The sequence below is a fragment of the Sarcina ventriculi genome, assembly GCF_900456775.1.
Classification (GTDB): Bacteria; Bacillota; Clostridia; order Clostridiales; family Clostridiaceae; genus Sarcina; species Sarcina ventriculi.
In genome coordinates, this window is sequence record NZ_UAUL01000011.1 from 129,030 (window position 1) to 153,896 (window position 24,867).

Consider the following 24,867-nt stretch of genomic DNA (forward strand, 5'->3'; position numbering starts at 1 on the left):
ATACAAATGAAATCATCTAATAATCTCATATAATTTATTAAAATCTATTATTTTTATTGTTTTAGAGTCTATTATTTCTATAATACTATCTTTTAATAACACTTCTAATTCCTTATATAAAGAAGCCCTTGAAATGTTTAAGTTATCTGCCCAGGTACTTTTTGAAAATGGTAAAACTATTAAAGAATTTTTATTAATTTCAAATTCATTTATAAGAGAATATGCAACCCTTTCTTTAGCTAAAGAAAACGAAAGACATTCAACCTTTAAATTTAAAAAATAAGCTTTATTTGAAATTAATGTTAAAAAATTTTTTAAAATATTTTCATTAGATTTAATAAGTTGAAAGAATGAATCTCTTGTCCATAATATTATAGTTGATTTTTCCTTGGCTATTGTATTGCACGGATATTGAGTTGTGTTAGAAAAGGCTGCAACTTCACCAAAAATTTCTCCAGGATTTTTAGTTTGGATAATAACTGATTTACCAGATGGTAATAGTTTTTCAATTGAGATTTTTCCATCTAATAATAAAGCTATGTAGTTTATATTAGTAAATGCATCAAACAAAATTTCTTTTTTCTCTAAATATACTATTTTATATTTTAATGTTTTTAATATTTTTTCTAAAATTTCTAAATCTATATCTTTAAAAAGGTAAGATTTTTTTAATTTTAAGCATAGATTATTCATAAAATCCTCCAAAGTGTCTAATAATAGACATAATTATTTTTATAATTATATTATAATTTACATACACCAATAAATAAAAGGTTATACTTACATAAATAAATGTTGTTGTAAATAATTAAAATAATATAGAAAATTAAAATGTTTTAAGAAGGGGAGATAGATATGAAAGAATTAATAAAAAATATAGATATAGCAAAGGCAGTAGATTTTGATAGCTTAGTAAGTTGTAATGAAGGGCAAGTAGAGACTGTAACAATGGCACAACAAAAAGGTGTTGGTTTAACTGCACTAGCTTTTGGAAAAGGAGAGGGTGTTGGACCTCATGCAGCTAAAGGAGATGCTTTAATATATATACATGAAGGTGTGGCAACAGTAAAAATTGGTGATGAAGTGATGGAGGCTCATAAAGGACAAATGGTTGTTATGCCTGCTAATATTCAACATCAAGTTACAGCTAAAGAAGATATGAAAATGCTTTTAGTAGTGGTTAAGGAGGGTTAATATTTTGAAATATTTAAGAAACATAACTCCATTTGAAGCTATTAATATGGCTGATATGATAAAGCATAGTGGAAGTAAAATAGCTAGTAAAGCGCTAATAGATGATAATAACATGGAGATAAGATTTTTTTCTTTTGCCAAAGGAGAAAGTATAGATAAAGAACATTATGAAATGGAAACATTGTTTGTTTGTATAGAAGGATCTATAAAGGTTGTATATAATAAAAATGATGAAACTGTTTTAGAGAAAGGTCGAATTATAGCTTTAGAAGCAAATGTTGATTATGGTTTAGAAGCTTTAACAGATACAAAAATCTTTAATATATTGGTTAAAAATGAAAAATAAAATTTATATAATACATTATTGTGTAAAAGACTGCTAAAATTGAATTTTTAGTAGTCTTTTTAATTTATTTAATTAAGCTTTTTTGTGAATTTTTATATAAATTTTTTCTTTCATATTTTATAATTGAAATATAAACTTATTTTTATTAAGGAGTAATAAAATGTATTTTTCAGATGAATATAAGCAACTTTATAAGAATATTCAATGTATTTTATATAAACAAGATCAATTTTTAGAAAAAGGGTTAATTTCTATAAATAAGAGGATTGAAGCTTTAAAATCTTTAAAAGAAGCTATAAAGTATTATGAAAGTGATATTATGACTGCTTTGAAAAAGGATTTGGGTAAATGTAGCTTTGAAGCATATTCAACAGAGGTTGGATTTATTTATAGTTCAATTTCATATGCAATTAAAAATATAAGAAAATGGAATAAAATTAAAAAAGTTAAAAGTGAGGTAGCTCAATGGATTGGAAAATCATTAATTTATAAAAGTCCTTATGGTAAGGTTTTAATTATAGGTCCATATAATTATCCTTTTCAACTTTTATTTGAACCTCTTCTAGGGGCTATAGCTGGTGGAAATACTGCTGTTTTAAAACCTTCTGAATTTACACCAAATGTTGAATGTGTGATTAAAAAAATTATAAATAAAGCCTTTAAAGAAGAATATGTTACAGTTGTTACTGGAGATTATAAAGTTAACAGCGTTCTTTTAGATATGAAATTTGATTATATATTTTTTACTGGAAGTGTCGGGGTTGGGAAAATAGTTATGCAAAAGGCTAGCCAGAATCTCATTCCTGTAACTTTGGAACTTGGTGGAAAATCTCCAGTTATTGTTCATGAAAGTGCAAAGCTTAGTTTAGCTGCGAAACGTATAATGTGGGGAAAGTTAACTAATGCTGGACAAACTTGTGTAGCACCTGATTATGTATTAGCTCACGTAAGTATTTATGATAAATTGCTTGAAGAATTAAAAAGGGCTACTGTGAATTTTTTCGGAAATGATATTAAATCAAATAGTGAGTTTGGGCGAATTGTAAATGGCAAACATATGAATAGACTTAAACATATACTTGAGAGAGATAAAAATCATATATATTTTGGTGGAAATTTTGATATGGAAGATAAATATATTGCCCCAACTATTTTAAAAGATATTAATTTAGAAAATGAATCTATGAAGGAAGAGGTATTTGGTCCTATCTTGCCAGTTATACCTTATAATGATATAAATGATATAAGTCTTTATTTGAAAGCGCATAAAAATCCATTAGCACTCTATGTATTTACTGAAAACATGTCTTTTGGAGAATATATAATAAAAAAGTTTTCATTTGGAGGAGGGTGTATAAATGATACGATATCTCATGTTGCATCTAAATCCTTGCCTTTTGGTGGAGTAGGGACATCAGGTATGGGGCGATATCATGGAAAAAGTAGTTTTGATTGTTTTACATATGAAAAGGCTATTGTTAAAAAGAGTACAAAAATTGAACTTAAATTAGTATTTCCGCCATATAAAAACAGGTTAGTTTTAGTCAAAAAATTTTTTATGAAGTAAATTGTTTTTATGATATAATATACCTTAAATAACAAAATATAAAAACTTAAACTTGTATATCAAAAGTGGGGGGAATATTTATGACTAAAACTCAAGTGTGTGCTATTACAAGTGGAATATCATCAATTGCTATAACAGGTATTATAGGTTTAGTTATAGTAGGCTTTAAGATAAGTAAAGCAAATTCTATAGTAAAGAAATAACATAAAAAAGAAACTGTATTGTAAAGTTACAGTTTCTTTTTTATGTCTTTAAATTATTTAATAAATCTATTAAGTTGCTGATATAACTCCAGTAGCCATAAGATATATTGCTATAACTGCACCTATTATGATTATAATTGCTATTAAAATTTCGTACCAAGCATTAAATATCTTTTCATTAGATTCTTTTTTAGCCCATATAAATAGTATAAGACCTATTGCAAAAAGAATACAATTTAATAATATGTATTTAGGGCCTGCTGCATATAAGAGCCATATAGTATATATTACCGCCATTATAGATGCAATCATATCTTTAATTTTTCCTTTGGAGCTTTTTATATATATGTCTCCCTTTATAGTTGTTTTTAAAGAAAATAATGCACTTAAAAAATAAGGAATTAATATAGCAGTTGATGCTATGGAATAAAGTATTTCATATCCACTATTAGAAAAATAGGAATATAATATAAGTATTTGAGTTATTATACTTGTAAACCATAATGATGAAGAGGGTGCATTGAATTTATTTTCTTTAGCTAAAAACTTAGGCATAACTCCATCTTTAGCTGCAACATATGGAAGTTCTGCTGTTATTACAGTCCAACCTAAAAGTGCACCAATTAAAGATATTACAAGTCCTACATTTATTATAATAGCTCCCCATTTACCTACAGCAAATTGAAGAATATATGCCATAGATGGATTATTAAGTTGAGATAAGTGCATTCTGTTCATAACACCTAAAGATAAAAGTGTTATTAATATGTATAAAATTATTGTTCCAGAAAGTCCAATTATAGTAGCCTTACCAACATCAGATAATTTTTTAGCTCTTCCAGATACAACTACAGCTCCTTCAATACCAACAAAAGACCAAAGTGTTGCAAGCATTGTACTTTTTACTTGAGTAAATATGCTACCTAAACTTGGACTCCCAAAAAATTCAAAAGAAAAATTGTTAGCGTGGAATAAAATTATTGCAACAACTATAAATACTATGATTGGGATTAATTTGGCAATTGTAACTACTGTATTTACAAATACCGCTTGTTTAATTCCTTTTAATATTAACATATTTATAATCCATATAATTATAGAACCGCAAATTACTGATGGAAGGTTATTTCCATTCAGATTGAATATATTAAAAAAGTATGATAACGCCCCAAATAATAATGAAACATAAGCAACATCACCAAATATAGAGCTTAAAAAATAAATCCATGCGGAATTAAACCCTATATACTTTCCAAAGCCTTCTTTAGCGTAACTATATATTCCGCCAGTTAGTTCTGATTTCTTGTTTGAAAGTAGTTGATAAACAAATGCTAATGAAAAAACACCAATACCTGCTATTATCCATCCAATTATTATCGCAAATCCACCAGCGCCTTGAACAACTTGTGAAGGTAGACTAAATATAGCACCGCCAACCATTGCTCCGATTATAATACCGATAAGACCAATAAGACCTAATTTTTTTTCATTCCCCATTAATTTCCTCCTTAGTATTGAAATTTTTAATTTTATAAAATATCTTAAAAAATCTATATATTATTTAAAATTATATTATTTTTTTTGCAATACAAAATAATTATACACTTAATTTATTTTTATGCAATATATTAGTATAAAAATAAATTAAGTGTTTTTTTATATATTTATTAATTCCAAATGTTTCAATAATATACTTTGTAAAATTAACCATAATTATATATTATACTTCATAAAATATATAATCTTACCATTAAAAATATTTTATATAAGTATTATACTAATAAGTAGGAAAATATTTCATAGGAGGGAATGAAAATGTTAACTCACATGGGAACTAAAAAAATATATACAAATAGACTTTTACTCAGGAAATTTAATGCATTTGATGCAGAGGAAGTATTTAAAAACTGGACCAATGATGAAGAAGTAACGAAATATTTAACTTGGAATCCTCATACTAATTTAAATGTAACTAAAGATTTGTTAGATAGTTGGGTTTTAAATTATAAAATTCCAAGTACATATAACTGGGGGATTGAATTAAGAGATACTTGCAATATAATCGGAAATATAGGAGTAATAAATTTTAATGAAAAAAATTTATCTTGCGAAATAGGTTATTGTTTAAGTAGAAAATATTGGGGAAAAGGGATTATGAGTGAGGCTTTGGAAGAAGTAATAAATTATTTATTCTCAAAAGTAAATTTTAATAGAATAGAGGCGAAACATCATGTAGATAATATAGCTTCAGGTAAGGTTATGCTTAAATGTAAAATGAAATATGAAGGAACTTTGAGGGAATTTAGAAGAGGAAAAAATAAAGAGTTTGTAGATTTAGCTGTCTATTCTATTTTAAAATCAGATTATCATAAATAGAATAGAGTACAATGATGATTTATAGAAAAAAATAATTTTTACTATGGTTTAAAAAGTAGAAAAATACATTTGATGATAGTTTAAAATTTTTTTGTGTAGAAATTTTAAAAATAAATCCCAACCCCCAACTTCGGAAAATGTATATTTTCCGAAGTTGGGGGTTAAATAAAGAAAAACTCCATATTAAATATAAAATTTAGTATGGAGTTTTTCTTTATTTTAATGCGTTTTTATATATTTCAATAGCTGTATATGTTTCCTTGTTTATATTTATAGCTTTACCGTCTATCATTACATAATATAAAGAATTATCTTCTTTTTCATTGTATTCACATGAAGTTTCAATGTAATTTGCATTTGCTTCATAAGGTAGTTCATACATTTCCCCATTTATATCTTTAAAAGTAAATCCCATATCCAATCCCCCCTATTTATTATAATATTATTATATAACATTTAGTAAATGTTTTCAATAATCTTATATGTAAATTTATTCTAATATTGATGTAAATATTCTATTTCATTAAAATTATTTGAATTTGTGTTGGAAAACGTTTAAAATATAAATAGGGGGTGTTTTTATGATAAGATTATTTGAAAATTACATCGGAGAGAATTTTGACAAAATAGAGGATATTGATAATCCAATTTTTCACTTTAGTTTATTAAATGAATTAATTAAATATTATTTAGACAACGATTCTAAAAATTGTGATAAATTAAAAATGAAATTAGAATTGATAAAAAATAATATAAATCATAAGTATAAAATAAGTTCTAACTTTAATTCTGTAACCAAAAACATTCTGGATGAAAAAATTGAATTAATTGAAAAACAACTTTTTTTAAGTAAAAATATGAAAGAGACTGAATATTTAATAGAAGATATTTATGATATTTTAGTTCATGGATATGATTACCGAAATGATCCATATGGGTACATATATAAAATAGGAGTAGCTGCTCCCCCTATTGGTCTACCTTTTGAAAAATATGCTGATAAATTTAGTTTTTATGATAAAATTCATCAACTAAAATCTATGTATCTTATATTAAAAATATTTTCAAATATAAAAGTAGCTGAATTTAAAGAATTTGAAGATTTTTTTGAAAAAATTATATAAAAATAATAAAAAGAACCTCTTGATAAAGATAAGAGGTTCTTTTTATTATTTTAAATGTTTATTTAAAAATTCTATTATTATATCTGTAATCTCTGTTTGAACCCAATATATTCCACCGTGCTCTGCTTCTTTAACTATATATCTAGTTGATTCAATCCCCTCTTTAAGTAATGCTTCATGAAGAATTTTTGTTTGGTATGAAGATACTAAACTGTCTTTATCACCATGCATAAGTAAAAAAGGTGTAGAATTTTTACTTATATAATTTATTGGATTTGCTCTATTTGCTTTTTCTAAATCGTCATTGATTCCAAGACCTAATTGCTTAGTTCTTATAGGCATACCATGAACCCATAGAGCTTCTGGTGCGGCTGATGATTTATGAACTTTTTGAATTATTTCAGAAAATCCATGACCTATTGATGTTAAATCTGATAGTCCATAAATATCTATGGTTGCTTTGATATCACTCTTTTCACTTAAATTATCACCTTTATCAAATTCTTTAAGCCCATTTGTAACTCCCATTAAAGCAGCTAAATATCCTCCTGCCGAATTTCCCATTACAGCTATATTTTCTTTATCTATGTTAAATTTTTCGGCATGTGCTCTTAAATAACGTACAGCTGATTTTACATCTTGTAGAGGTTCTGGAAATATTCCATCTGGAACAGTTCTATATTCTATGCTAACAACTATGTACCCACTTTCTGCGATTTTTAATTTTTGTTGAATATAAGCATCCTTATTAGAACTTACAAATCCGCCTCCAGGAATAAATACCAATGCTGGTAAAGGTTTTTCACTTTGAGATTTTAACATATCCATCTTTAAACAAACATTAGCATATCCCCTTGTATATTGAGAAAATACTATATCTGTTGTTAAATTAACTAATGGTTTTTTTAAATCTAATTCTAATATATTATCCATTAATTATCACCCTTTCTTATTTTTTTATTCTATTATACCAAATTTATCTTGGAATAAAGAAAAATTACTCTCTTTTTATAATATTTTTTTATTTATAAAATTAAGCTATAATATAGCTATGTTAACTTAAAATAAAATGGAGGATTAAATGACCAATAAATACAAATACAGAGATTTTAAATATAGTGCTGAAGTTTTAGAACTTTTAAATATTCCTCTTACAGAGATGGATAAAAAACTTATACATCAGATAGAATTCAATATTCTTGATTCTAAAGGGTATCGAAATTATTCGTATATTATAAAGGATATATATATATTAATTAGAAAGCATAATTTAACAACAAAACAACTAAGCTCTATATATGGAATATCCGAAACCATGATTTTAAGGTGGCTTAAAGAACTTGATTTAAATAGAAGTATAAAAGAAGGAATTGAAGCGAAAAAGACTTCTGAAAAGAAGAATCTTTTTCTTGGAGAATCTAATATTAATAATATAATTACTAACAATCAGATATTAAATAGATTTGGAATAAATATAGAAAATTCTGATTCACCACAAATATTAAACAGCTTTTTAAATTATTTAGAAACTATAAAAGGTAAATCAATTAACACAATACATGAATATAAAAAGGATTTAATTATATTTTTTAGATTTTTAGCTATTTACAAAGGATTAGTTACAGATTCTAAGCTAGAGTTTGATGAAATCCCTATAAATAATATATCAGATGATTTTATAAAATCTATAACTCTTATGGATATTTATGCTTTCTTAACTTTTGTTGAAAAAAGTCGTAATAATCAGACTAAAACTAGAGCAAGAAAAGTTGCTTCTTTAAAATCATTTTTTAAGTTTTTACAAACAAAAGCTAAAATAATAAAAGAAAATCCTACTTTAGAATTGGAAATACCTAAAACCAGAAAGAATTTACCTATACATTTATCACTAGATGAAAGTATGCAACTTCTTAACAATATGAATAAAAATAGCAAGAATTATTATAGAGACTATTGTATAATAACTTTATTTTTAAATACTGGTATGCGTTTATCAGAACTTTGTAGCGTCGATATGACTAAAATAAAAAATGATACACTAACAATTATCGGTAAAGGAAATAAAGAAAGAATAGTTTATCTAAACCAAGCGTGTTTAAAAGCTATAAATGACTATTTAAGTGTAAGAGATGATTCTAAAGTTTCTTTTGAGGAAAAAAAGTTTTTGTTTATATCAGCAAAAAATAGAAAAATAAATCAAAGAACAGTTGAAATGTTAATCAAAAAACATGTGCAAAGTTCAGGACTTACAAATTTAAAATATACTCCTCATAAATTAAGGCATACAGCAGCCACCCTTATGTATAAGCATGGTGGAGTTGATATTAGAAGCATACAAGGAATACTAGGACATGAAAATATATCTACAACTCAAATTTATGTGCATGTAGATGATGATGGGTTAAGAGATGCTGTGAAATCTAATCCATTAGCAAATATAAATAAATAGTAATTTTCGTATTTAATTAAATACGAAAATTACTATTAATAACAAGTAGTAAAAAATCCATAGTTTTAGTTTACATTTTTATATTCATTACTTATATAATCTAGATATTTAACATATAAATAATCAAATGCCCTACTTCCAACCTCTTTCGCTGTTGCATCTCCAAAATATTCTTTTAAGGCTTCTATTTTTTTCGCGTCTTTTTCAAATTGAATTGATATTTTATCTGCAACAAAATAATTATTATTTTGTTTAATGAATTTTATCACACATTGAAGTATATAAGGCATATTTGTCATAACTTTATTTCGAGGTTCCTCACTATTTACTATAACTTCAACTACACAATTTTTATAACTATGTCCAGGTTCCTTTAAATAATTCCATTTTACTAATTTAGTATTATTTCTATTAAATACTATATCATCATTTATATATAAATCCATTCCATTTGCTTCATTTTGAAAAGCTTTGTATAATTTGATATAAAGTGAAAAATTTAAATCCTCATTATAAAAATTTGCTTTTTTATAAGTTAATATACTACCCTTAACAACAACAGGATTAACATTTATATTGTTTAATATTAAATTTAATTTATTATTTTTTAATCTTTGCTTATAAATTTTTCCTAGTTTTTTAATCAAATTTGTTTCAAAATCGTCATTGCATATTTCTTTTTTTACAACATCTTCTAATGCTTTAATTTCTATTCTAGTGCCACTTATTAATCGATTATTATATTCCTCCTCTTCTACTGTATAGCTCCAGTCATAAGCCTTCCAGTTTTTAATTGACATTTGTATCTTACAAGAAAAGTCAGCTCTATTTGAATTTATAATAACAGTATTTCCTAATTTTAAAATAGCCTTTTTCAACCCAACCCCTCTAAATTCATCTAAAGAGGTATTTCCTATTTTAAATATTTCTTCATCAGTTACTTTCTTTTCTATTCCCCCACTATTATCTTGTACTATTATATAATTTTTGTTAATCTTTATTTTTACATTACATATATTATCTCTTTTGTATGTAAGTTTATCATAAGCTTGAATTGAATTATCTATTAGTTGACACAAAGATGTTAAAACATCTTCTTTTTCTGTAAGTGTTTTTCTTAAAAAGTTCTTATCTATTAAAATCCTATTTGTTTCCACCGTACGAATTCCCCTAATAAATAATATATTATTATTTATATGAATTTACTTTTTTCTTGTTACATTATTTTATTAACCAGATAGTAGCAATCTAACTAGTAAAATAAACTTTTAAAATCACTTTTGAAAAAATATTTTTATGTTATAATTATTTCTTAGAAATGCAAATGAAAAATAATTTAGGAGGTCACAAATGATAAAACTTATTGTAACAGATATGGATGGAACTTTACTTAATAAAAATGAAGAACTTCATGAAGATTTTTTTGAAATATTTAATAAATTAAAAGAAAAAAATATTCTCTTTGCTGTTGCTAGTGGAAGGCAAAGAAAAAACCTTGAAATTAAATTTAGAGAAATAAAAGACGATTTAATAATGCTTTTTGAAAATGGAAGTTGTGGTTCACTTAAAGGAAAAACTTTATATAAAAGCCAATTAGATAAGGCTCTTGTACATAAATTTATAGATATTGGAAGAAAAAATTCATATAATATGCTTTTATGCACTGAAGATATGACATATATTGAAAATGTAAATGAAGAATTTATAACAGAACTTAAAAAATATTATGATGATATTACTTTTGTTAATGATTTAAAAGAAATAAATAAACCGATAGTTAAATTTACTATATTTGATCCAAATGGAGCTAAGGAAAATACATTTAAAATTTATAATGAGTTATTTGCAGATAAGGTTAAAATATCAGTATCTACAGTTAAATGGCTACATATAATAAATAAAGAAGTAAGTAAAGGATTTGGTGTACAAGCACTTCAAAATCACTTTGATATAAGTCCAGAAGAAACAATGGTATTTGGTGATGGACTTAATGATTTAGAAATGATACAATCTGCAAAATATTCCTATGCAATGGAAAACGCAGTTGATGAATTAAAGTCAGAGGCTAAATTTATAGCTCCATCTAATGATAAAAATGGTGTATTAGAAGTAATAAAAGATAAACTACTTTGTAAATAATAAATCTTTTGAAAAATAAATTTTAAATAAAAATAGTATATTTAAATCTTATATAAGTTTAAATATACTATTAAAATATTTTTTTAATTTTAGTTTCTTATAACTTCAACCTTATATCCATCAGGATCTGTTACAAAGTAATATCTAGGTTTTTCTCCTGGTAGACCTTTTAAATCTGTAACTTCATATCCTAAAGATTTATGTTTTTCTCTCATTCCTTCTAGGTCAGAAACTCCAATTGCAGTATGACTAAATCCATTTCCAAGTTCATATGGCTTTTCTGGATCATAGTTGTAAGTTAATTCTATTTCATATCCGCCAACTTTATCTGATAGATATACTAAAGTAAACTTATATTCTGGAAAATCTTTTCTTCTAGTTTCAATAAGTCCTAAAGCATCTCTATAAAATTTTAATGATTTTTCTAAATTCATAACCCTTATACAAGTGTGTAACATTTTAACTGACATAATTCTATTTCCTCCATGAATACATTATTTATTTTTATATTAACTTATATGTAATATTTATACAAGTACTTACTTTTTTATCAGATGCTATATTATTTTATACTTAAAAGTATTACAAACTCTTTATCCAATTTGAAATATTTTTTACAAGTTCAGTTATCTTATTAGGTTTACTTGTTTTAGATGTTTGAGTTGTTGCAAATGCAGCATTTCCATAAGTAAATATATTATTTTCATATACACCACTACCCTGCGTATTTGTACCATTTGCTACAACCCAATCACTTCCATTAATTATAAATTTAAATTCTAACTGTGTTGAATTTTCAGATACTGGAACATCAATACTAAACACTCCATTATTATAACTCATTTGTTTAGTGTCCCATACGTCATTAGATAAATAGTGAATATTAACTGTTTTAGCATTTGCATTAGTATATTCAACCTTGACATATCCATTTCCTATTTCTGTAACTTTAGTATCGCCTTGTTTGTCATTTTGAGTTATCTTGTATGTATTATAGCTGTTTTGTGTAGAATTACTTTTTCCAGTTGTCCAACTAGCATTATCCACTTTAAAATTATACTCTACACTATCTATACCACTAGGTATATCAACAGTAGCTTCCCAAACACCATTACCTTCATTAGTCATATCATATAATGACCAACCATTTACATTTATATTTAAAGCTACTTCAGTAGCTGTTACATTAGTAAAGGATATATTTAATTTACCATTACTATATTTTGCGTTTACAGTACCTGTGATATCTATAGGTTGTACATATATCTCAACATTTCCTTTGTCAGGATTAATATTTTTTAGTGCGGATTCAAAAATTGTTGTATTACCTATTTTGGCACTAGTAACTTTATATCCTTTTGGTATATAAGTTGTTAAATCAACTGATGAATCACTTGTAGTTAAATTATTATTTGAAATTTCTTTATTTGTATTACTGTCTATACATTTTATATTTATTGTTGTTGGATTCTTTTCTAAATAAATAGTAACAGTATTATCACTTAAATTTATTTTCTTTAATGTATCTATGTCTATACTTTTACCATCAATATTAGCATTTTTTATTGAATATCCATTAGGTATATTAGAAGTTAAATCTTCTGTTTGATTTATATTGCCTGTGTATGTCTTACTTATTGTTTTATTATTATCTGTGTTATAAACATAATTAACTTTTAAAGTTTTACTAACAGGCTTAATTTGAATTACCATATTATCTATTTGAGATAATTCTATTTTATCATCACTAGGTATTTTATTGTAATTATTAATATTCTTTATAGTGTATCCAGTAGGACAAAGTTTATTTAAATCTACCTCTTCATTACAGTCACCTGTAATAGTTGATGTTGTAATGGTTGTTCCATTTTGAGAGTTAACCCATTTTATATTTTTAGATAATGTATTTGGTAACATATAAACACTTAAATTATTATTTTGTATCCACCAAGTAGCATTAAATGAATCCATATTTTCATCTAAAATATGTACTCCGTTACTATTTAAATAATCAAATTTATATCCATCTGTTTTTACAAAGTCTGTCATATTTACAGGTTCTCCATAGGTATAGGTTAGAGTTTTAGTATCAATTACTTTACCTGTAGTTTCATCATAAAAATTAACCTTAACATTATACTGTGTTTTGCTAACATATGCAGTAAAGTTATTTGAAAGATCTAAATTTACTGCACTACTAGGTATTACTTCACTATCAATATTATCTAATATGTATTCGGTAGACATTATATTATATAAATTTTTTATAGAAGGATATCCTATTAAATTATTATTAAATAACTGTTGTTTGTTTTCAGTTTCTATAGTATCACCACTATCATTAACTAACTTATTTAATGTATATCCCGTAGGTATTAGATTAGTTAAATCTTTTTTAGACGGATAGTTTGTTAGACTATCTTTAGCTAAAACTTGACCATTTTCTGTTTTTATGATTAATGTAGAACTATCTTTTTCTGGTGTTAGGTATACTTTTAAATTTTTCATACCCACTCCAGTAATTGTTTTAACCTTATCTAATCTTGCGTAGCTTACTTCTGCATAATCAAACTTATAGCCATCAACCTTAGCTATGTCTTCTATGTTTATTTTTTTATCTACATTCACATTTAAAGTTTCTGTAGTTATTAACCAACCATTTTTACTATTATATACAGGAACTTTTAAAGTGCTAGTAACAGGCTTTACATTTATCACTATATTATTATTGTTAGAATTACTTATTTTACTTAAATCTTTGGCAGATATTGATGTTCCGTTATTTGTAGCACTAACAAGTTCATATCCTTGAGGAATTTCACTTGCGACATTTGTGTACCCTGTTTTAGATACTTGAGAACTTGCATTATATATAGGGGTTTGACCATCTAACATTTCTACGTTCAATGTTCTCATTTGATTCTCTACATACGCTGTAATATCTCCAGCAGCAACTGGTATATTTTTTAAAGTATAATCACTCTTAACTCCATTTATTTCTATACTTGCAACTTTATATCCACTAGGAACTAATGTAGAAAAATTGCTACCTTTATCAGAAATTTCATAGACTGATGCACTAGATACTTTATTACCTGTGCTAGAATCTATAAATATTAATTTATATTCCTTTGGTTGTATTTTTATAGTTATATTCCCATAAGTAGAATTAGGAATATAATTTAATTCAGCAACATTTACATATGTTCCATTTATATTTAAATTAGCTATCTCATATCCCTTTGGTATCATGTCTGATAAGTTTGTATGTCCATTATTATTTGCAATTTGTATACTTTTAGTACTAAATACTTTTTTACTATCTTCTATCTTTATAGATAAAGTATTTTCATTTGGAGATTCATAAATGTTTATATTTCCAACTCTTGAACCACTAAACTCAGTTATATTAGTTCCACCTAAAACAACTCCATTATTTTCAACATATTTAAAAGTGTATCCATCTAACTTTCCTATATCCTTAAAATTTAGATTTTTGTTGTATGTATAATTTAATTTTTCTGTTTTTAATAAAGTTCCTGTTTCAGAGTTATAAAAATTTACATTAGTGCTATATTCTATAGGGTCTACATTAATAACAATATTATTTACACTTGAATTACTTATATTTTGCAAATCAGTTTCAGATATATTTTTTCCATTATCAGTAGCTGAGCTAAATTTATACCCATTTGGTATTAATTTAGATAAATTACTTTTGTAATCTGTATTATATACTTCTATACTGTTATTTTCTAAAATAGTATCGCCACATTGTACTTTATAAGATAATTTATTATAAACAGGTTCTACACATATATGTACATCATAATTAGTTGAATCAGGGATAGATGTTATATCTTTTTCGGATACAGGTTGTCCATTTAAAGTTGCAGATACAAATTTATAACCATTTGGTATAACTAATGTTAAATTTGTAGTTTTATCACTATTATTTACATTTAATTTCCCTTTATTAACTTCATTATTATTGCAAGTAACATTGTAATTTATAGTGTTTAATAATGGAGTATATGTAAAAACATTATTATTATTTATACATTGAACCCCATGTCCTAATGCATCTTTTCCATCAACTACAAATTTATATAAGAATTCATTACCTTTTATAGGAAGAGGTACTGTAATTGACCAAACTCCATTTCCACTATTTCTTAAATTCACAGACTGATTTCCAACAACTAAACTTATACTTTTTGCATTAGGATCATTATAAGTTATAGTTGCAGTTCTAGCCGAATTATTTGTTTTTGTAGTAACTAATCCAACATTACTCTCCTCTTCAACCGCTATAATTACATCTGAATTTTTGTTATTGCTTATATTTTGAATTTGATTTAAAGTACTGTATATACCATTTAATCTGCTAGCAACATAAATATACCCCTTTGGAATAAGATTACTTGCGTTGAAATTTCCATTTAATTCGTCTATTTTTTGTGTTCCAGAACTTATTTCCTTTTGAGTTAAAGAGTTTACTAATTTCCAATTAATATTATGTGTTATAGGAGCAACAGTTATATTTACACTGCTATTGCCAAACATATTAAAATTATTAAAATTATTAAAATTATTATTTCCTACAATTTGATATCCTTTTGGAACAAAATTAGTCAAATTAACTATGCTATTGCCTATTTGATAGGTTAAGTTTCCATCTTTTATTACGCTACCATTGCTATCTTTAAAGGCATATTTAAAGTTATATGTTTTTTTATTTACATTTATAACAACACTGCTATTAGTTGAAGCATACACGTTTTGTAAATCACTTTCAGATATGCTTTTTCCATTCATTGTTGCCGAAGAAAATTCATAACCATCTGGTATATTATTTTTAATCAAATTTACAGGATTACCAATACCTTTTTGCGTTGCCTCTACACTTTCTTCTTTTAAATAAGAACCATTGTATTTTATATAATAATTAATTTTATAAGTTATAGGAGTTATATTTACAACTACTGTTTCATTACTTTGTATGTTATTATCCGTTCCACTTACATTAATTTCTTTATATCCATTAGGTATATTTATATTTACACTTCCATTATAATTTACTTTTTGTGTTTCGTTTTTTACTACTTTATTGTTATATATGTATTTAACATTTATATTAAATAATTTATTTTGCGTGTTTTGATTTAGTGCCTGTTCACCATCTGTAATATCATACTTACCAGAGTATTCTATAGTCGTTTTAGGTAGAGTCTGTCCATATACTAGTGTTACTGGTATACTTACACCTCCTGCAACTAATGAAGCACTTATTGCAATACTAGCTACTTTTTTGTTCATCATGTTCTGTCTCCTTAATAAGTAATTTATAAATTATTTGTCATACATTAATTAAACCCGTTAGGTTGCATAGATAAAAATATATACAAGCAAATCATAATTATAAAACCTAAAATAATTACAATTTTTAAAATTAAGTTCATTTTTTTAAACTTTTTATCTTTTTTCTCCTCTTCAACTAAATCTACCATGTCTGATGTATCTATTTTAAATTTATCGTCCATAACATACATACACTCCTATTTATTTTTCATTCGCATATGTTATTATATCACTTTTCTTCATTTATGATATCCTTTAATGCAAACTTGGTAAAAAAATGATGGTAATTTTTTTTATTATGTAAAAATTAAGATATAAAAAAATGATAATATGTTATTTTATTGAATTATTCATAATAAAGTATACATTAATATATTTTTTATTTTATAATATAATTAAACATTTAAAAATTATAAATTGGAGATGATAGCATGGAATTTTTAGCAGATGGTGTTATAGTTATACTTTTTTTATTTTTATTAATAGGTTTTGTAGGAATTATGTGGGATATATCAAAAAAACGTAAACTATAATATAGTAAAATATTAATTTAAAGTTAAAGACTTAAAAAGGATGTGCATAAAATGAAGTGTGAAATATTTGAATACAAATCTGATATAGTAATAGAAAGGGCTAATACCCAAAATTTAATGAATGAACTTAATGAATATTTAGGTACAAAAGAATATAGTTTAGAAGTGTTACTAGGGGAAGTATCTCTTAGAATATATGAATCTAATAGGCATTATATAGAAATATATTCTTCAGCAAATACCCTTACAAATGAATATGAAATTATTCCTATTGTATTAAAATATTCTGATAATAACAGTTACATAGTATTCAAAAAAAAGGAAACTGAAGATTTATTTGGTTGGAAAAATATAAATGGAGAAATTGTTGAATTATATAAATAGTTTTATATAAAAAATTTATAATATTATTACGAGGTTGTTTATGGATGAAAAAATAATAAAAAACATAGCAAATACAAATTTATTTAATGGCATTAGCGAAAATGATACTGGAAAATTATTAAGATGCTTTAAATGTAATATAAAGCATTATAAGAATGGTCAATACATAGTTTTTGCTGGAGAAAATTTAAAAGAAATAGGGTTAATAATAAGTGGTGAAATTTCAGTTTTAAGAGAAAATATAGATGGAAGTAAAAGTATTATGACACTTTTAAAATCTGGTGATACTTTTGGAGAAGTTGCAGCTTTTAATGGTGATTTAACTTGGCCATCTAGCATTTCAGCACAAAGTGATTGCAGTATACTATTTTTTAATCCCCAATTTATATTAAATCCGTGTTCTAGTAGCTGTACATTTCATAAAAAATTAATAAGTAATACTATAAAATTGATATCAAATAAAGCTAAAATACTAAATCAAAAGGTAGAATATTTATCTATAAAAAGCATAAGAGGAAAAATTTCTAAATATATACTGTCTGAATATAATAAGACTAAAAGTTTATATATAAATTCATCTTTAAATCGTGAAGAATTGGCTAATTTCTTTAATATAACACGCCCATCTCTATCAAGAGAACTTTGCAAAATGAGAAATGAAAAAATAATAGATTTTAATAAAAACAATTTTAAAATATTAAATTTAGAAAGTTTGATACAAGGTATAAAGTAATAAATATACTACAAATTGAATATAAAAAAATTAAAGCCAGTAAAATTAATATTATACTGGCTATTTTAATGAAATTAAATATTATACATTATCTAAAAATTGAACTTCACCATCTAAATCATAATAAGCTCCAACAATTTTTAACTTTCCTTCGTCTACTAATTTTTTTATTGCAGAATCTTTTTCTATTTGTTGTATAACATCATAAACATTATTATGTGATGCTTCATCTATTGAGCTTGCATTTTTTACAGCCGGTTCAATTTCCTCTACTATATCCTTTATATTTCCACTCACTTTTTCACCATTTTTTACACTATTATAAGCCGCTGTAACTGCTCCACAATTTTCATGTCCCATCACAACTAATAAAGGAGTGTTTAAGTGCTCTACTGCATATTCGATAGAACCTAATGCTAAATCATCAACAACATTTCCAGCTAGCTTTATATCGAAGATATCTCCAAGTCCAGTATTAAAGATATTACTAGTTACAACTCTTGAGTCTGAACAAGATACAACAACGGCAAATGGATTTTGTTTATTTTGTAAAGAAGCTCTTTTTGAACTAGAGATATCCATTGATTGGCTAGTATCGTTAACATATAATTTGTTTCCTAATTTTAATCTATTTAAAGCATCATCACCATCATTAATAACCATATCATCTAGGGTTATTTCCTTCTGTGTAGCAATGTCATTGTTATTAGATGCATTTACTATTGAAAATGTACCTAGACCAACTATTGTTAATATTCCAGATAAAAATAATGCTATTGTCGTTTTTTTCATTTATAATTCCTCCATTTATATAAAGAATTAAATTTTGTATATATTAATGATATCAGTATATCAATTAACATAATTAACTTCAATATGAAAAAAAATAATATTAAGGATAAAATAATATATTTTATATATTTATCTCTCGTATTCTCTTATTTTCTATATTTTACATATTATAAAATTGTTGATTAATTTAAATAATAATATTTTTTAGTCTTTTCACCCTTTTCTTATTCTTATATAATATAATTATTTATAGTATATCTAATTTATAAATGTAGAAAATATCATTGATTAGTATTGAAATAAAATTTAATTTGATATAATATTACAATTAAGGAAATAAAAAAATGTAGAAAAGAGGTGATTTTATGAATAGTAAGATTGTTAATTTTATACTACTTAGTTTAGCTGGGAAAATAATTGGTGATTTAATGAGTAAAAATGATTTTACTAAAAAGAATAAATCTAATTTGCCAAGCTTTAAAGGTGTTTTAGAAATAAAACATAGTATAAATGGAAGAATCAGATTTTATATTCCTATGTTAAATAACAATGAAGAGGCTAAGGAACTTTTAATTGGACAACTATCAAGAGTCTCTGCAATTAAAGTTGTAGAGGTAAATACAATTACAAACAGTCTTTTAGTTGTTTATGATGAAAAAGCAGTTGATCCAGCAGTACTAATAGGAGTTATAGCAAAGCTTTTGGGTTTAGAAGAAAGCTTAACTAAAAAACCTGAAGCATTAGTGACTAGAGAACTTAAAAATATGAAAGAAGCTGTAAATATGGCTGTTTACGAAAAGACAAGTGGTCTTTTAGATATAAAATCTATAATAACTATTTTACTTGTAGTTAGTGGATTTGTAATAGTTAGAAGAAATCCTCTGTCACTTCCTAATGGATATACCCTATTAAGATGGGGAACTAGATTATAAATATAGGAGAAAAGTATGAATTTTAAAAAGTTTATAATAGGACAATTAATGAAAATTAAAGTTTCTCACAGCTTACCAGGGAGACTTAGACTTAAGGTTAGTTCTTTAAAGCTTATTCCAAAAGAATATATAGTTTATGAAAAGTTTATAGATGAATCATTAAAAAAATTAGACGGTGTAACCTCAGTTGAAATAAATAATTTAACAGGAAGTATCTTAGTTATATATGATGTTAATATTACATATGAAAAAAAGATACTAAGATGGATTGAAAAATTAAAAGAAATAGGTCTTAACAACTTTGAGTTAATTGAAAAATACGGAGAAAGTAATTTAGATTTTGTTATAAAGACTATAAATCAACAATTAAATGAAGCTGTTAAAAAACTTTAAAAATGTCTTAACAAGGAGGCAACTATGAAAGGTAATGCAGTAATTAATACCGTTGTTAAACATAGTATTAAAGGACGATTAAGACTATTTTCAAATAGCATTAAATATTTAGGGGATTATAAAGAGATTATTGAAAAAACTTTAAATGAAAATGATGTTATAAAATTAGCATCACTAAATCCTATAACTGGTTCTATATTAATAGAATATAATCCTTTAGCTTATAAAGATGATATACAAGAAATAGTCCATAGGGTTCTAAATAAATATTCATTAGCAATTTCTCAAGTTAAAGCAGAAAAACGTGTGAATACTAAACAAATAATAAAAAATGAAAAAACCGAAACATCTAAAGATATTTTAAAAAGAGTTGTATTAAATGCAGGAACATTAGGTTATGTGTTAGTAAAAGAAAAATTAAATTTAAAAGACTTTTATAATGTTGACAGATTTGGAGTGTTTGGAAAATTTTTAACAATACCTGCTCTTGTTTCTCTTTATTTAAATAAGGGACTTTTAGATAATGGTATTAGAGGTGCTATAAGAGATAAAAAGCCTAATGCAGATACACTAACTTTAACTTCAATAGTATCTAGCCTTTTACTTGGAAATGATAAGTCAGCTTTAACAATAACTCTTTTATCAGATATTGCAGAACTTATGACAATTTATACAATGGAAAAAACAAGAGATTCTATCAAAAAAATGTTGTCTGTAAATGAAGAAGAGGTTTGGAAGCTATTGGATAATGGTAGCGTTAAAAAGATGCCTGTTAATAAAATAAAAAGAGAGGATTTAATTGTAGCTTATACAGGTGAAAAAATTTGTGTAGATGGTGAAGTTGTTCAAGGTGAAGCTATAATAGACCAATCTTCTGTAACAGGAGAATATATGCCTGTAACTCGAGGAATTGGTGGAAAAGTTTTTGCAGGAACAATTATAAAAAGTGGAAGCATAACAATAAAAACTGAAAAAGCAGGTGATGATACTGTTGTATCTAGAATTGTTCACTTAGTTGAAGATGCAGCTTCTAAAAAAGCACCTATTCAAGATTATGCAGATAAATTTTCCACTTATTTAGTACCAGCAAACTTTTTATTTGCAGGCTTAACTTATTTATTAACTAGAAATATGAGTAGAGCTTTAAATATGATGGTAATAGATTATTCTTGTGGAATAAAGTTATCAACAGCTACGGCTTTTTCTGCTGCTATAAACAACGCTGTAAGGCATGGAGTTTTGATAAAAGGTGGAAATTATCTAGAGGCATTAGCTAGTGCAGACACTATGATACTTGATAAAACAGGAACTCTAACTGAAGGAAAACCAGCTGTTACAGATATAATGATTATAAATAAAGATTATACTGAAGAAGATATTTTAAAAATAGCTGGTGCTGCTGAAGAAACATCATCACACCCTATGTCCGTTGCAATAATTAATAAAGTTAAAGAAGAAAATATAAAGCTTCCTTTACACGGAGAAGTAATAACGCATATTGCAAGAGGAATAGAAACTACAATAGATGGTGAAACAGTTTTAGTTGGTAGTAGATTATTCTTAGAAGAAAACAAAATATCTTTAAGGAATATATCTAAAAAGGAAGAAAAAATTCAAAGCTCTGGTGGAAATATTATATACGTTGCTTTTAAAGGAAAATTAATTGCTTTAATTTCTGTAAAAGATAAGATGAGAGAAAATATGAAAAAAACAATCAATAATCTTAGATATCAAGGCGTTGATGATATAGTTCTTTTAACTGGTGATTTAGAGGAACAAGCTAAAGAAGTTGCGTTAAAAATGGGCGTTGATGGATATAAAGCTGAACTTTTACCATCTGATAAAGCAGAACAAGTCTTAAAGTATCAATCTAAAGGAGCTAAAGTTGTAATGGTTGGTGATGGTATAAATGATGCCCCTGCCCTAGCCTATGCAAATGTTGGAATTGCTTTAGGTGGAGGAAGTACTGATGTAGCTATGGAAGCTTCAGATATTACTATAAATGGTGATAATCCAATGATGATTCCGACAATAATGGATTTATCAAAAAATACTATGCAAGTAGTTAAACAAAACTTTGGTCTTGTAATTGGAATAAATAGTTTAGGTCTTATGTTAAGTGCTATTGGAAGATTACCTGTTTTATGGGGTGCTATACTTCATAATTCTAGTACAATATTTGTTGTTTCAAACTCTATAAGGCTTATGTTCTTTAACATGGAAAGAGGAGTTTAATATGAATAATCCAACAATTATTATAGCACATAACATAAAAGATAGAATAAGAATGAAAATGTCCCATCCTTTAAGAAATGAAAAAGAAGTTATTAACGAACTTCTAAAAAGAGATGGCATAAATGATGTAGTTTATAATAAAATTACAAAATCAATAGTTTTTAATTATAGTGATTATAAGGTTCCAATAGATGAGCTAATAATGAGGTTTGTAGTTGCTTATTCAAAAGACTTTGACCTTATACCTATAAGATTTGTTCATAAATTATCTAGCAAAAAAATACCGCCAATGACTTACTACTCTTTAGCAACAATAATTATAGGTAGTGTTAGTAAATATATAACTACAAATTCTAATATACATGATTTTCTAAATTGGGCTGCTGTTGGAACTACTTTAGGTGCCATAGGTGAACATGCCTATAATGAAATAAATGAACGAGGTTATTTTGACCCTGAAATTGTTTCTGTTATGTATTTAATAAACTCTATAAGTAAAGGAAACTTTCTAAGTTCATCAGCTATAACATGGCTTACAACCTTTGGTAGACATCTTTTTGATGCTTCAAATGGAAGAATTATGATTAATGTTAGAGAGATAAAAAATCAATCAACTCTTGAATCTTATTATGATTTATTAGTTGTTCCAGATTTAGATAGAAAAAAAAGGACTAACACTTTAAAAATGTTTTTAGAAAAGTTTATTGAAGGACAAGGAAGCACTATGAAGAAAAATTTTGTTTTAACTAGTAATGAATTAGTTAAATCACAGGATAAAATTTTATCAGGTTTTGAAAAAGGCCCATCTTTAATGGTGATTGGTGAAAAAAGTACAAAACTTTTTAATAATGCATTAAGATAATATTTTTTAGAGTTAAATCTCTAAATTAATATAAAAAATATATAATAATTTTTAGGAGGAAATATTATGTTTTTAAATGGAAAAATAAACAGAGATCATATAACAGGAGCTTTAGTGGGTGTAGGTGTTTGTGCCGTAGGATATTATATATACAAAAAAAATCAAAATAAAGTAGATGATTTTTTAAGACAACAAGGTATAAATGTTCCTTCTCAATCTGCTAACTTTAGTAATATGTCTTTACCTGAATTAATGGAAACTAAAGAAACTTTAGAAGATTTAATAGCTGAAAGACAATTAGAATCTCAAGGAACATCTACTGAAGTAGTAGAAGCTCAATAAAATATTATAAAGCAATAAAATAAAAAAAGGCATGAGATAAATCCCATACCTTTTTTTATTTTGTTAAGCACCAACTACTTGATATTGGTATACAGATATAGTAAGATTTAATAATAATTTTTCTGTAATTGTATCATATAAATTACTAGTTTCGTCGCATCTATTGCTCATAAATACTGTTTCATTAATAGTATAAGAATCTAATTCATATTGATAAGGTTCGTTAATAGTTACAGTTTGAGTATAATATCTTTGGCAATCTGCTTGAGAAACTGATCCTCTATCACATACAGCTGTACAGTTATTTAAATAAGCTGTTTCAACCATATTAGGAGATGCAGTAACATCTTGACCAGCAAGAGTTATTGGGTTTGCAAAATCAAATTTAACTTTTGCAGTTATATCATTAAGAGTATTTGTCATTGCTAAACATCCTGTAGGACAATCAGCAGTTGTTCCTTCTACTGGTGTTGCATAAGAGATATTTTTTAACATATAACCTTGACCAAATATATAGTTACCAGATACGAAAACTTGATCTAATACAACTCTTCTTTCAATTTTCTTTATATCATAAAATCCTTCTTCTATATAAATTTCATCTCTTACAGGTTGACTAATTGTTATATTACCAACTCTAACTAATACTTTATTTCCACCAGTTGCGTTTTGTGTTTGACCAGAAGAGAAAACTCTTGTATCTACTTGTACATTATCTGTACAATAATCATTAACTATATCTCTTTCACATTCATCATTCATTATTTATACACCTCATAAATTTAATCTTATTTCTTTTGTTTTCTTAATATATTATATTGAATATGGTCGAAAAATGTTACATTTTATATTTTATGTGGTAATTTTTTGTAATATAATTATATATTTTTTATTTTAAATTG

The 24,867-nt window shown here is 25.6% G+C and carries 25 protein-coding genes; 15 read left to right on the plus strand and 10 right to left on the minus strand.

Annotated elements, in window-relative coordinates; genetic code table 11:
• Nucleotides 1-12: 12 nt before the first annotated feature.
• Nucleotides 13-693, minus strand: coding sequence for a Crp/Fnr family transcriptional regulator (locus DR020_RS10950; protein ID WP_112365960.1), 681 nt, complete (start codon nt 691-693; stop codon nt 13-15).
• 162 nt (nt 694-855) lie between these two features.
• On the opposite strand from DR020_RS10950, the gene DR020_RS10955 reads away from it, so the two are divergent.
• The 4 genes from DR020_RS10955 (at nt 856) to DR020_RS12645 (ending at nt 3,310) form a co-directional block, all read left to right on the plus strand.
• Nucleotides 856-1,194: a cupin domain-containing protein gene (locus tag DR020_RS10955; RefSeq protein WP_055257472.1), complete on the plus strand. Its 339-nt coding sequence runs from the start codon at nt 856-858 to the stop codon at nt 1,192-1,194.
• A gap of 4 nt (nt 1,195-1,198) precedes the next feature.
• The gene (locus DR020_RS10960) at nt 1,199-1,540 is read left to right on the plus strand and encodes a cupin domain-containing protein (RefSeq protein ID WP_112365961.1); all 342 of its coding nucleotides are present in this window, start codon (nt 1,199-1,201) and stop codon (nt 1,538-1,540) included.
• Nucleotides 1,541-1,700: 160 nt separating this feature from the next.
• Nucleotides 1,701-3,107 carry an aldehyde dehydrogenase gene (locus DR020_RS10965; RefSeq protein WP_112365962.1) on the plus strand — a complete coding sequence of 469 codons (1,407 nt, stop codon included), beginning with the start codon at nt 1,701-1,703 and terminating at the stop codon, nt 3,105-3,107.
• Between the two features lie 80 nt (nt 3,108-3,187).
• Complete coding sequence (locus DR020_RS12645; RefSeq protein ID WP_265327479.1) at nt 3,188-3,310, plus strand: hypothetical protein; 123 nt, start codon at nt 3,188-3,190, stop codon at nt 3,308-3,310.
• Nucleotides 3,311-3,379: 69 nt separating this feature from the next.
• Here DR020_RS12645 and DR020_RS10970 read toward each other — a convergent pair whose 3' ends face one another.
• Nucleotides 3,380-4,807 (minus strand): basic amino acid/polyamine antiporter, encoded by a 1,428-nt coding sequence (locus DR020_RS10970; protein ID WP_112365963.1) that lies wholly within the window; start codon nt 4,805-4,807, stop codon nt 3,380-3,382.
• A gap of 318 nt (nt 4,808-5,125) precedes the next feature.
• On the opposite strand from DR020_RS10970, the gene DR020_RS10975 reads away from it, so the two are divergent.
• Complete coding sequence (locus DR020_RS10975) at nt 5,126-5,686, plus strand: GNAT family N-acetyltransferase (protein ID WP_112365964.1); 561 nt, start codon at nt 5,126-5,128, stop codon at nt 5,684-5,686.
• Nucleotides 5,687-5,900: 214 nt separating this feature from the next.
• On the opposite strand, the gene DR020_RS10980 is transcribed toward DR020_RS10975, so the two are convergent.
• On the minus strand, nt 5,901-6,101 hold the full coding sequence (locus tag DR020_RS10980) for a hypothetical protein (protein ID WP_112365965.1): 201 nt from the start codon (nt 6,099-6,101) through the stop codon (nt 5,901-5,903).
• A 166-nt stretch (nt 6,102-6,267) separates the two neighbouring features.
• Between DR020_RS10980 and DR020_RS10985 the strand changes: the two genes are divergently transcribed.
• Nucleotides 6,268-6,810: a hypothetical protein gene (locus DR020_RS10985; protein ID WP_055257461.1), complete on the plus strand. Its 543-nt coding sequence runs from the start codon at nt 6,268-6,270 to the stop codon at nt 6,808-6,810.
• A 45-nt stretch (nt 6,811-6,855) separates the two neighbouring features.
• On the opposite strand, the gene DR020_RS10990 is transcribed toward DR020_RS10985, so the two are convergent.
• Complete coding sequence (locus tag DR020_RS10990; RefSeq protein WP_112365966.1) at nt 6,856-7,743, minus strand: alpha/beta hydrolase; 888 nt, start codon at nt 7,741-7,743, stop codon at nt 6,856-6,858.
• Nucleotides 7,744-8,278: 535 nt separating this feature from the next.
• Here DR020_RS10990 and DR020_RS10995 point away from each other — a divergent pair.
• Nucleotides 8,279-9,259 (plus strand): tyrosine recombinase XerC, encoded by a 981-nt coding sequence (locus DR020_RS10995; RefSeq protein WP_408069139.1) that lies wholly within the window; start codon nt 8,279-8,281, stop codon nt 9,257-9,259.
• Nucleotides 9,260-9,324: 65 nt separating this feature from the next.
• Here DR020_RS10995 and DR020_RS11000 read toward each other — a convergent pair whose 3' ends face one another.
• On the minus strand, nt 9,325-10,416 hold the full coding sequence (locus tag DR020_RS11000; RefSeq protein ID WP_160110474.1) for an ATP-binding protein: 1,092 nt from the start codon (nt 10,414-10,416) through the stop codon (nt 9,325-9,327).
• 193 nt (nt 10,417-10,609) lie between these two features.
• Between DR020_RS11000 and DR020_RS11005 the strand changes: the two genes are divergently transcribed.
• Nucleotides 10,610-11,398, plus strand: coding sequence for an HAD family hydrolase (locus DR020_RS11005; protein WP_112365969.1), 789 nt, complete (start codon nt 10,610-10,612; stop codon nt 11,396-11,398).
• A gap of 89 nt (nt 11,399-11,487) precedes the next feature.
• Here the strand turns inward: DR020_RS11005 and gloA are convergent, their stop codons facing one another.
• From gloA to DR020_RS12285, 3 genes are all read right to left on the minus strand, one after another.
• Complete coding sequence (gene gloA, locus DR020_RS11010; RefSeq protein ID WP_055257457.1) at nt 11,488-11,868, minus strand: lactoylglutathione lyase; 381 nt, start codon at nt 11,866-11,868, stop codon at nt 11,488-11,490.
• Nucleotides 11,869-11,980: 112 nt separating this feature from the next.
• Nucleotides 11,981-16,720, minus strand: coding sequence for a hypothetical protein (locus tag DR020_RS11015; RefSeq protein ID WP_112365970.1), 4,740 nt, complete (start codon nt 16,718-16,720; stop codon nt 11,981-11,983).
• A 44-nt stretch (nt 16,721-16,764) separates the two neighbouring features.
• Nucleotides 16,765-16,941 (minus strand): hypothetical protein, encoded by a 177-nt coding sequence (locus tag DR020_RS12285; protein WP_156304284.1) that lies wholly within the window; start codon nt 16,939-16,941, stop codon nt 16,765-16,767.
• Between the two features lie 402 nt (nt 16,942-17,343).
• On the opposite strand from DR020_RS12285, the gene DR020_RS11020 reads away from it, so the two are divergent.
• Entirely contained in the window at nt 17,344-17,676 is a 333-nt protein-coding gene (locus tag DR020_RS11020) for a hypothetical protein (RefSeq protein ID WP_058991722.1), read from the plus strand.
• Between the two features lie 40 nt (nt 17,677-17,716).
• Nucleotides 17,717-18,409, plus strand: coding sequence for a Crp/Fnr family transcriptional regulator (locus tag DR020_RS11025; protein ID WP_112365971.1), 693 nt, complete (start codon nt 17,717-17,719; stop codon nt 18,407-18,409).
• An 81-nt stretch (nt 18,410-18,490) separates the two neighbouring features.
• Here the strand turns inward: DR020_RS11025 and DR020_RS11030 are convergent, their stop codons facing one another.
• A complete protein-coding gene (locus tag DR020_RS11030; protein WP_112365972.1) occupies nt 18,491-19,201 on the minus strand; it encodes a carbonic anhydrase in 711 nt (236 codons plus the stop codon).
• A 365-nt stretch (nt 19,202-19,566) separates the two neighbouring features.
• On the opposite strand from DR020_RS11030, the gene DR020_RS11035 reads away from it, so the two are divergent.
• The 5 genes from DR020_RS11035 to DR020_RS11055 all read left to right on the plus strand — a co-directional run bounded on the left by DR020_RS11035 (nt 19,567) and on the right by DR020_RS11055 (nt 23,965).
• On the plus strand, nt 19,567-20,133 hold the full coding sequence (locus tag DR020_RS11035) for an HMA2 domain-containing protein (RefSeq protein ID WP_112365973.1): 567 nt from the start codon (nt 19,567-19,569) through the stop codon (nt 20,131-20,133).
• Nucleotides 20,134-20,148: 15 nt separating this feature from the next.
• Entirely contained in the window at nt 20,149-20,526 is a 378-nt protein-coding gene (locus DR020_RS11040; protein ID WP_055257451.1) for an HMA2 domain-containing protein, read from the plus strand.
• A 24-nt stretch (nt 20,527-20,550) separates the two neighbouring features.
• A complete protein-coding gene (locus tag DR020_RS11045) occupies nt 20,551-22,761 on the plus strand; it encodes a heavy metal translocating P-type ATPase (protein WP_112365974.1) in 2,211 nt (736 codons plus the stop codon).
• A 1-nt stretch (nt 22,762) separates the two neighbouring features.
• On the plus strand, nt 22,763-23,623 hold the full coding sequence (locus tag DR020_RS11050) for a hypothetical protein (protein WP_112365975.1): 861 nt from the start codon (nt 22,763-22,765) through the stop codon (nt 23,621-23,623).
• A gap of 66 nt (nt 23,624-23,689) precedes the next feature.
• Complete coding sequence (locus tag DR020_RS11055; protein WP_055257448.1) at nt 23,690-23,965, plus strand: hypothetical protein; 276 nt, start codon at nt 23,690-23,692, stop codon at nt 23,963-23,965.
• A 63-nt stretch (nt 23,966-24,028) separates the two neighbouring features.
• On the opposite strand, the gene DR020_RS11060 is transcribed toward DR020_RS11055, so the two are convergent.
• On the minus strand, nt 24,029-24,727 hold the full coding sequence (locus tag DR020_RS11060; protein WP_058991730.1) for a hypothetical protein: 699 nt from the start codon (nt 24,725-24,727) through the stop codon (nt 24,029-24,031).
• Nucleotides 24,728-24,867: the final 140 nt, after the last annotated feature.

What these genes read in the sequence shown, in the direction of transcription:
- DR020_RS10950 (WP_112365960.1), bottom strand. Translation starts at nt 693, where the DNA reads ATGAATAATCTATGCTTAAAATTAAAAAAATCTTACCTTTTTAAAGAT.
- DR020_RS10955 (WP_055257472.1), top strand. Translation starts at nt 856, where the DNA reads ATGAAAGAATTAATAAAAAATATAGATATAGCAAAGGCAGTAGATTTT.
- DR020_RS10965 (WP_112365962.1), top strand. Translation starts at nt 1,701, where the DNA reads ATGTATTTTTCAGATGAATATAAGCAACTTTATAAGAATATTCAATGT.
- DR020_RS12645 (WP_265327479.1), top strand. Translation starts at nt 3,188, where the DNA reads ATGACTAAAACTCAAGTGTGTGCTATTACAAGTGGAATATCATCAATT.
- DR020_RS10970 (WP_112365963.1), bottom strand. Translation starts at nt 4,807, where the DNA reads ATGGGGAATGAAAAAAAATTAGGTCTTATTGGTCTTATCGGTATTATA.
- DR020_RS10975 (WP_112365964.1), top strand. Translation starts at nt 5,126, where the DNA reads ATGTTAACTCACATGGGAACTAAAAAAATATATACAAATAGACTTTTA.
- DR020_RS10980 (WP_112365965.1), bottom strand. Translation starts at nt 6,101, where the DNA reads ATGGGATTTACTTTTAAAGATATAAATGGGGAAATGTATGAACTACCT.
- DR020_RS10985 (WP_055257461.1), top strand. Translation starts at nt 6,268, where the DNA reads ATGATAAGATTATTTGAAAATTACATCGGAGAGAATTTTGACAAAATA.
- DR020_RS10990 (WP_112365966.1), bottom strand. Translation starts at nt 7,743, where the DNA reads ATGGATAATATATTAGAATTAGATTTAAAAAAACCATTAGTTAATTTA.
- DR020_RS11005 (WP_112365969.1), top strand. Translation starts at nt 10,610, where the DNA reads ATGATAAAACTTATTGTAACAGATATGGATGGAACTTTACTTAATAAA.
- gloA (WP_055257457.1), bottom strand. Translation starts at nt 11,868, where the DNA reads ATGTCAGTTAAAATGTTACACACTTGTATAAGGGTTATGAATTTAGAA.
- DR020_RS11015 (WP_112365970.1), bottom strand. Translation starts at nt 16,720, where the DNA reads ATGATGAACAAAAAAGTAGCTAGTATTGCAATAAGTGCTTCATTAGTT.
- DR020_RS12285 (WP_156304284.1), bottom strand. Translation starts at nt 16,941, where the DNA reads ATGGACGATAAATTTAAAATAGATACATCAGACATGGTAGATTTAGTT.
- DR020_RS11020 (WP_058991722.1), top strand. Translation starts at nt 17,344, where the DNA reads ATGAAGTGTGAAATATTTGAATACAAATCTGATATAGTAATAGAAAGG.
- DR020_RS11025 (WP_112365971.1), top strand. Translation starts at nt 17,717, where the DNA reads ATGGATGAAAAAATAATAAAAAACATAGCAAATACAAATTTATTTAAT.
- DR020_RS11030 (WP_112365972.1), bottom strand. Translation starts at nt 19,201, where the DNA reads ATGAAAAAAACGACAATAGCATTATTTTTATCTGGAATATTAACAATA.
- DR020_RS11035 (WP_112365973.1), top strand. Translation starts at nt 19,567, where the DNA reads ATGAATAGTAAGATTGTTAATTTTATACTACTTAGTTTAGCTGGGAAA.
- DR020_RS11040 (WP_055257451.1), top strand. Translation starts at nt 20,149, where the DNA reads ATGAATTTTAAAAAGTTTATAATAGGACAATTAATGAAAATTAAAGTT.
- DR020_RS11045 (WP_112365974.1), top strand. Translation starts at nt 20,551, where the DNA reads ATGAAAGGTAATGCAGTAATTAATACCGTTGTTAAACATAGTATTAAA.
- DR020_RS11050 (WP_112365975.1), top strand. Translation starts at nt 22,763, where the DNA reads ATGAATAATCCAACAATTATTATAGCACATAACATAAAAGATAGAATA.
- DR020_RS11055 (WP_055257448.1), top strand. Translation starts at nt 23,690, where the DNA reads ATGTTTTTAAATGGAAAAATAAACAGAGATCATATAACAGGAGCTTTA.
- DR020_RS11060 (WP_058991730.1), bottom strand. Translation starts at nt 24,727, where the DNA reads ATGAATGATGAATGTGAAAGAGATATAGTTAATGATTATTGTACAGAT.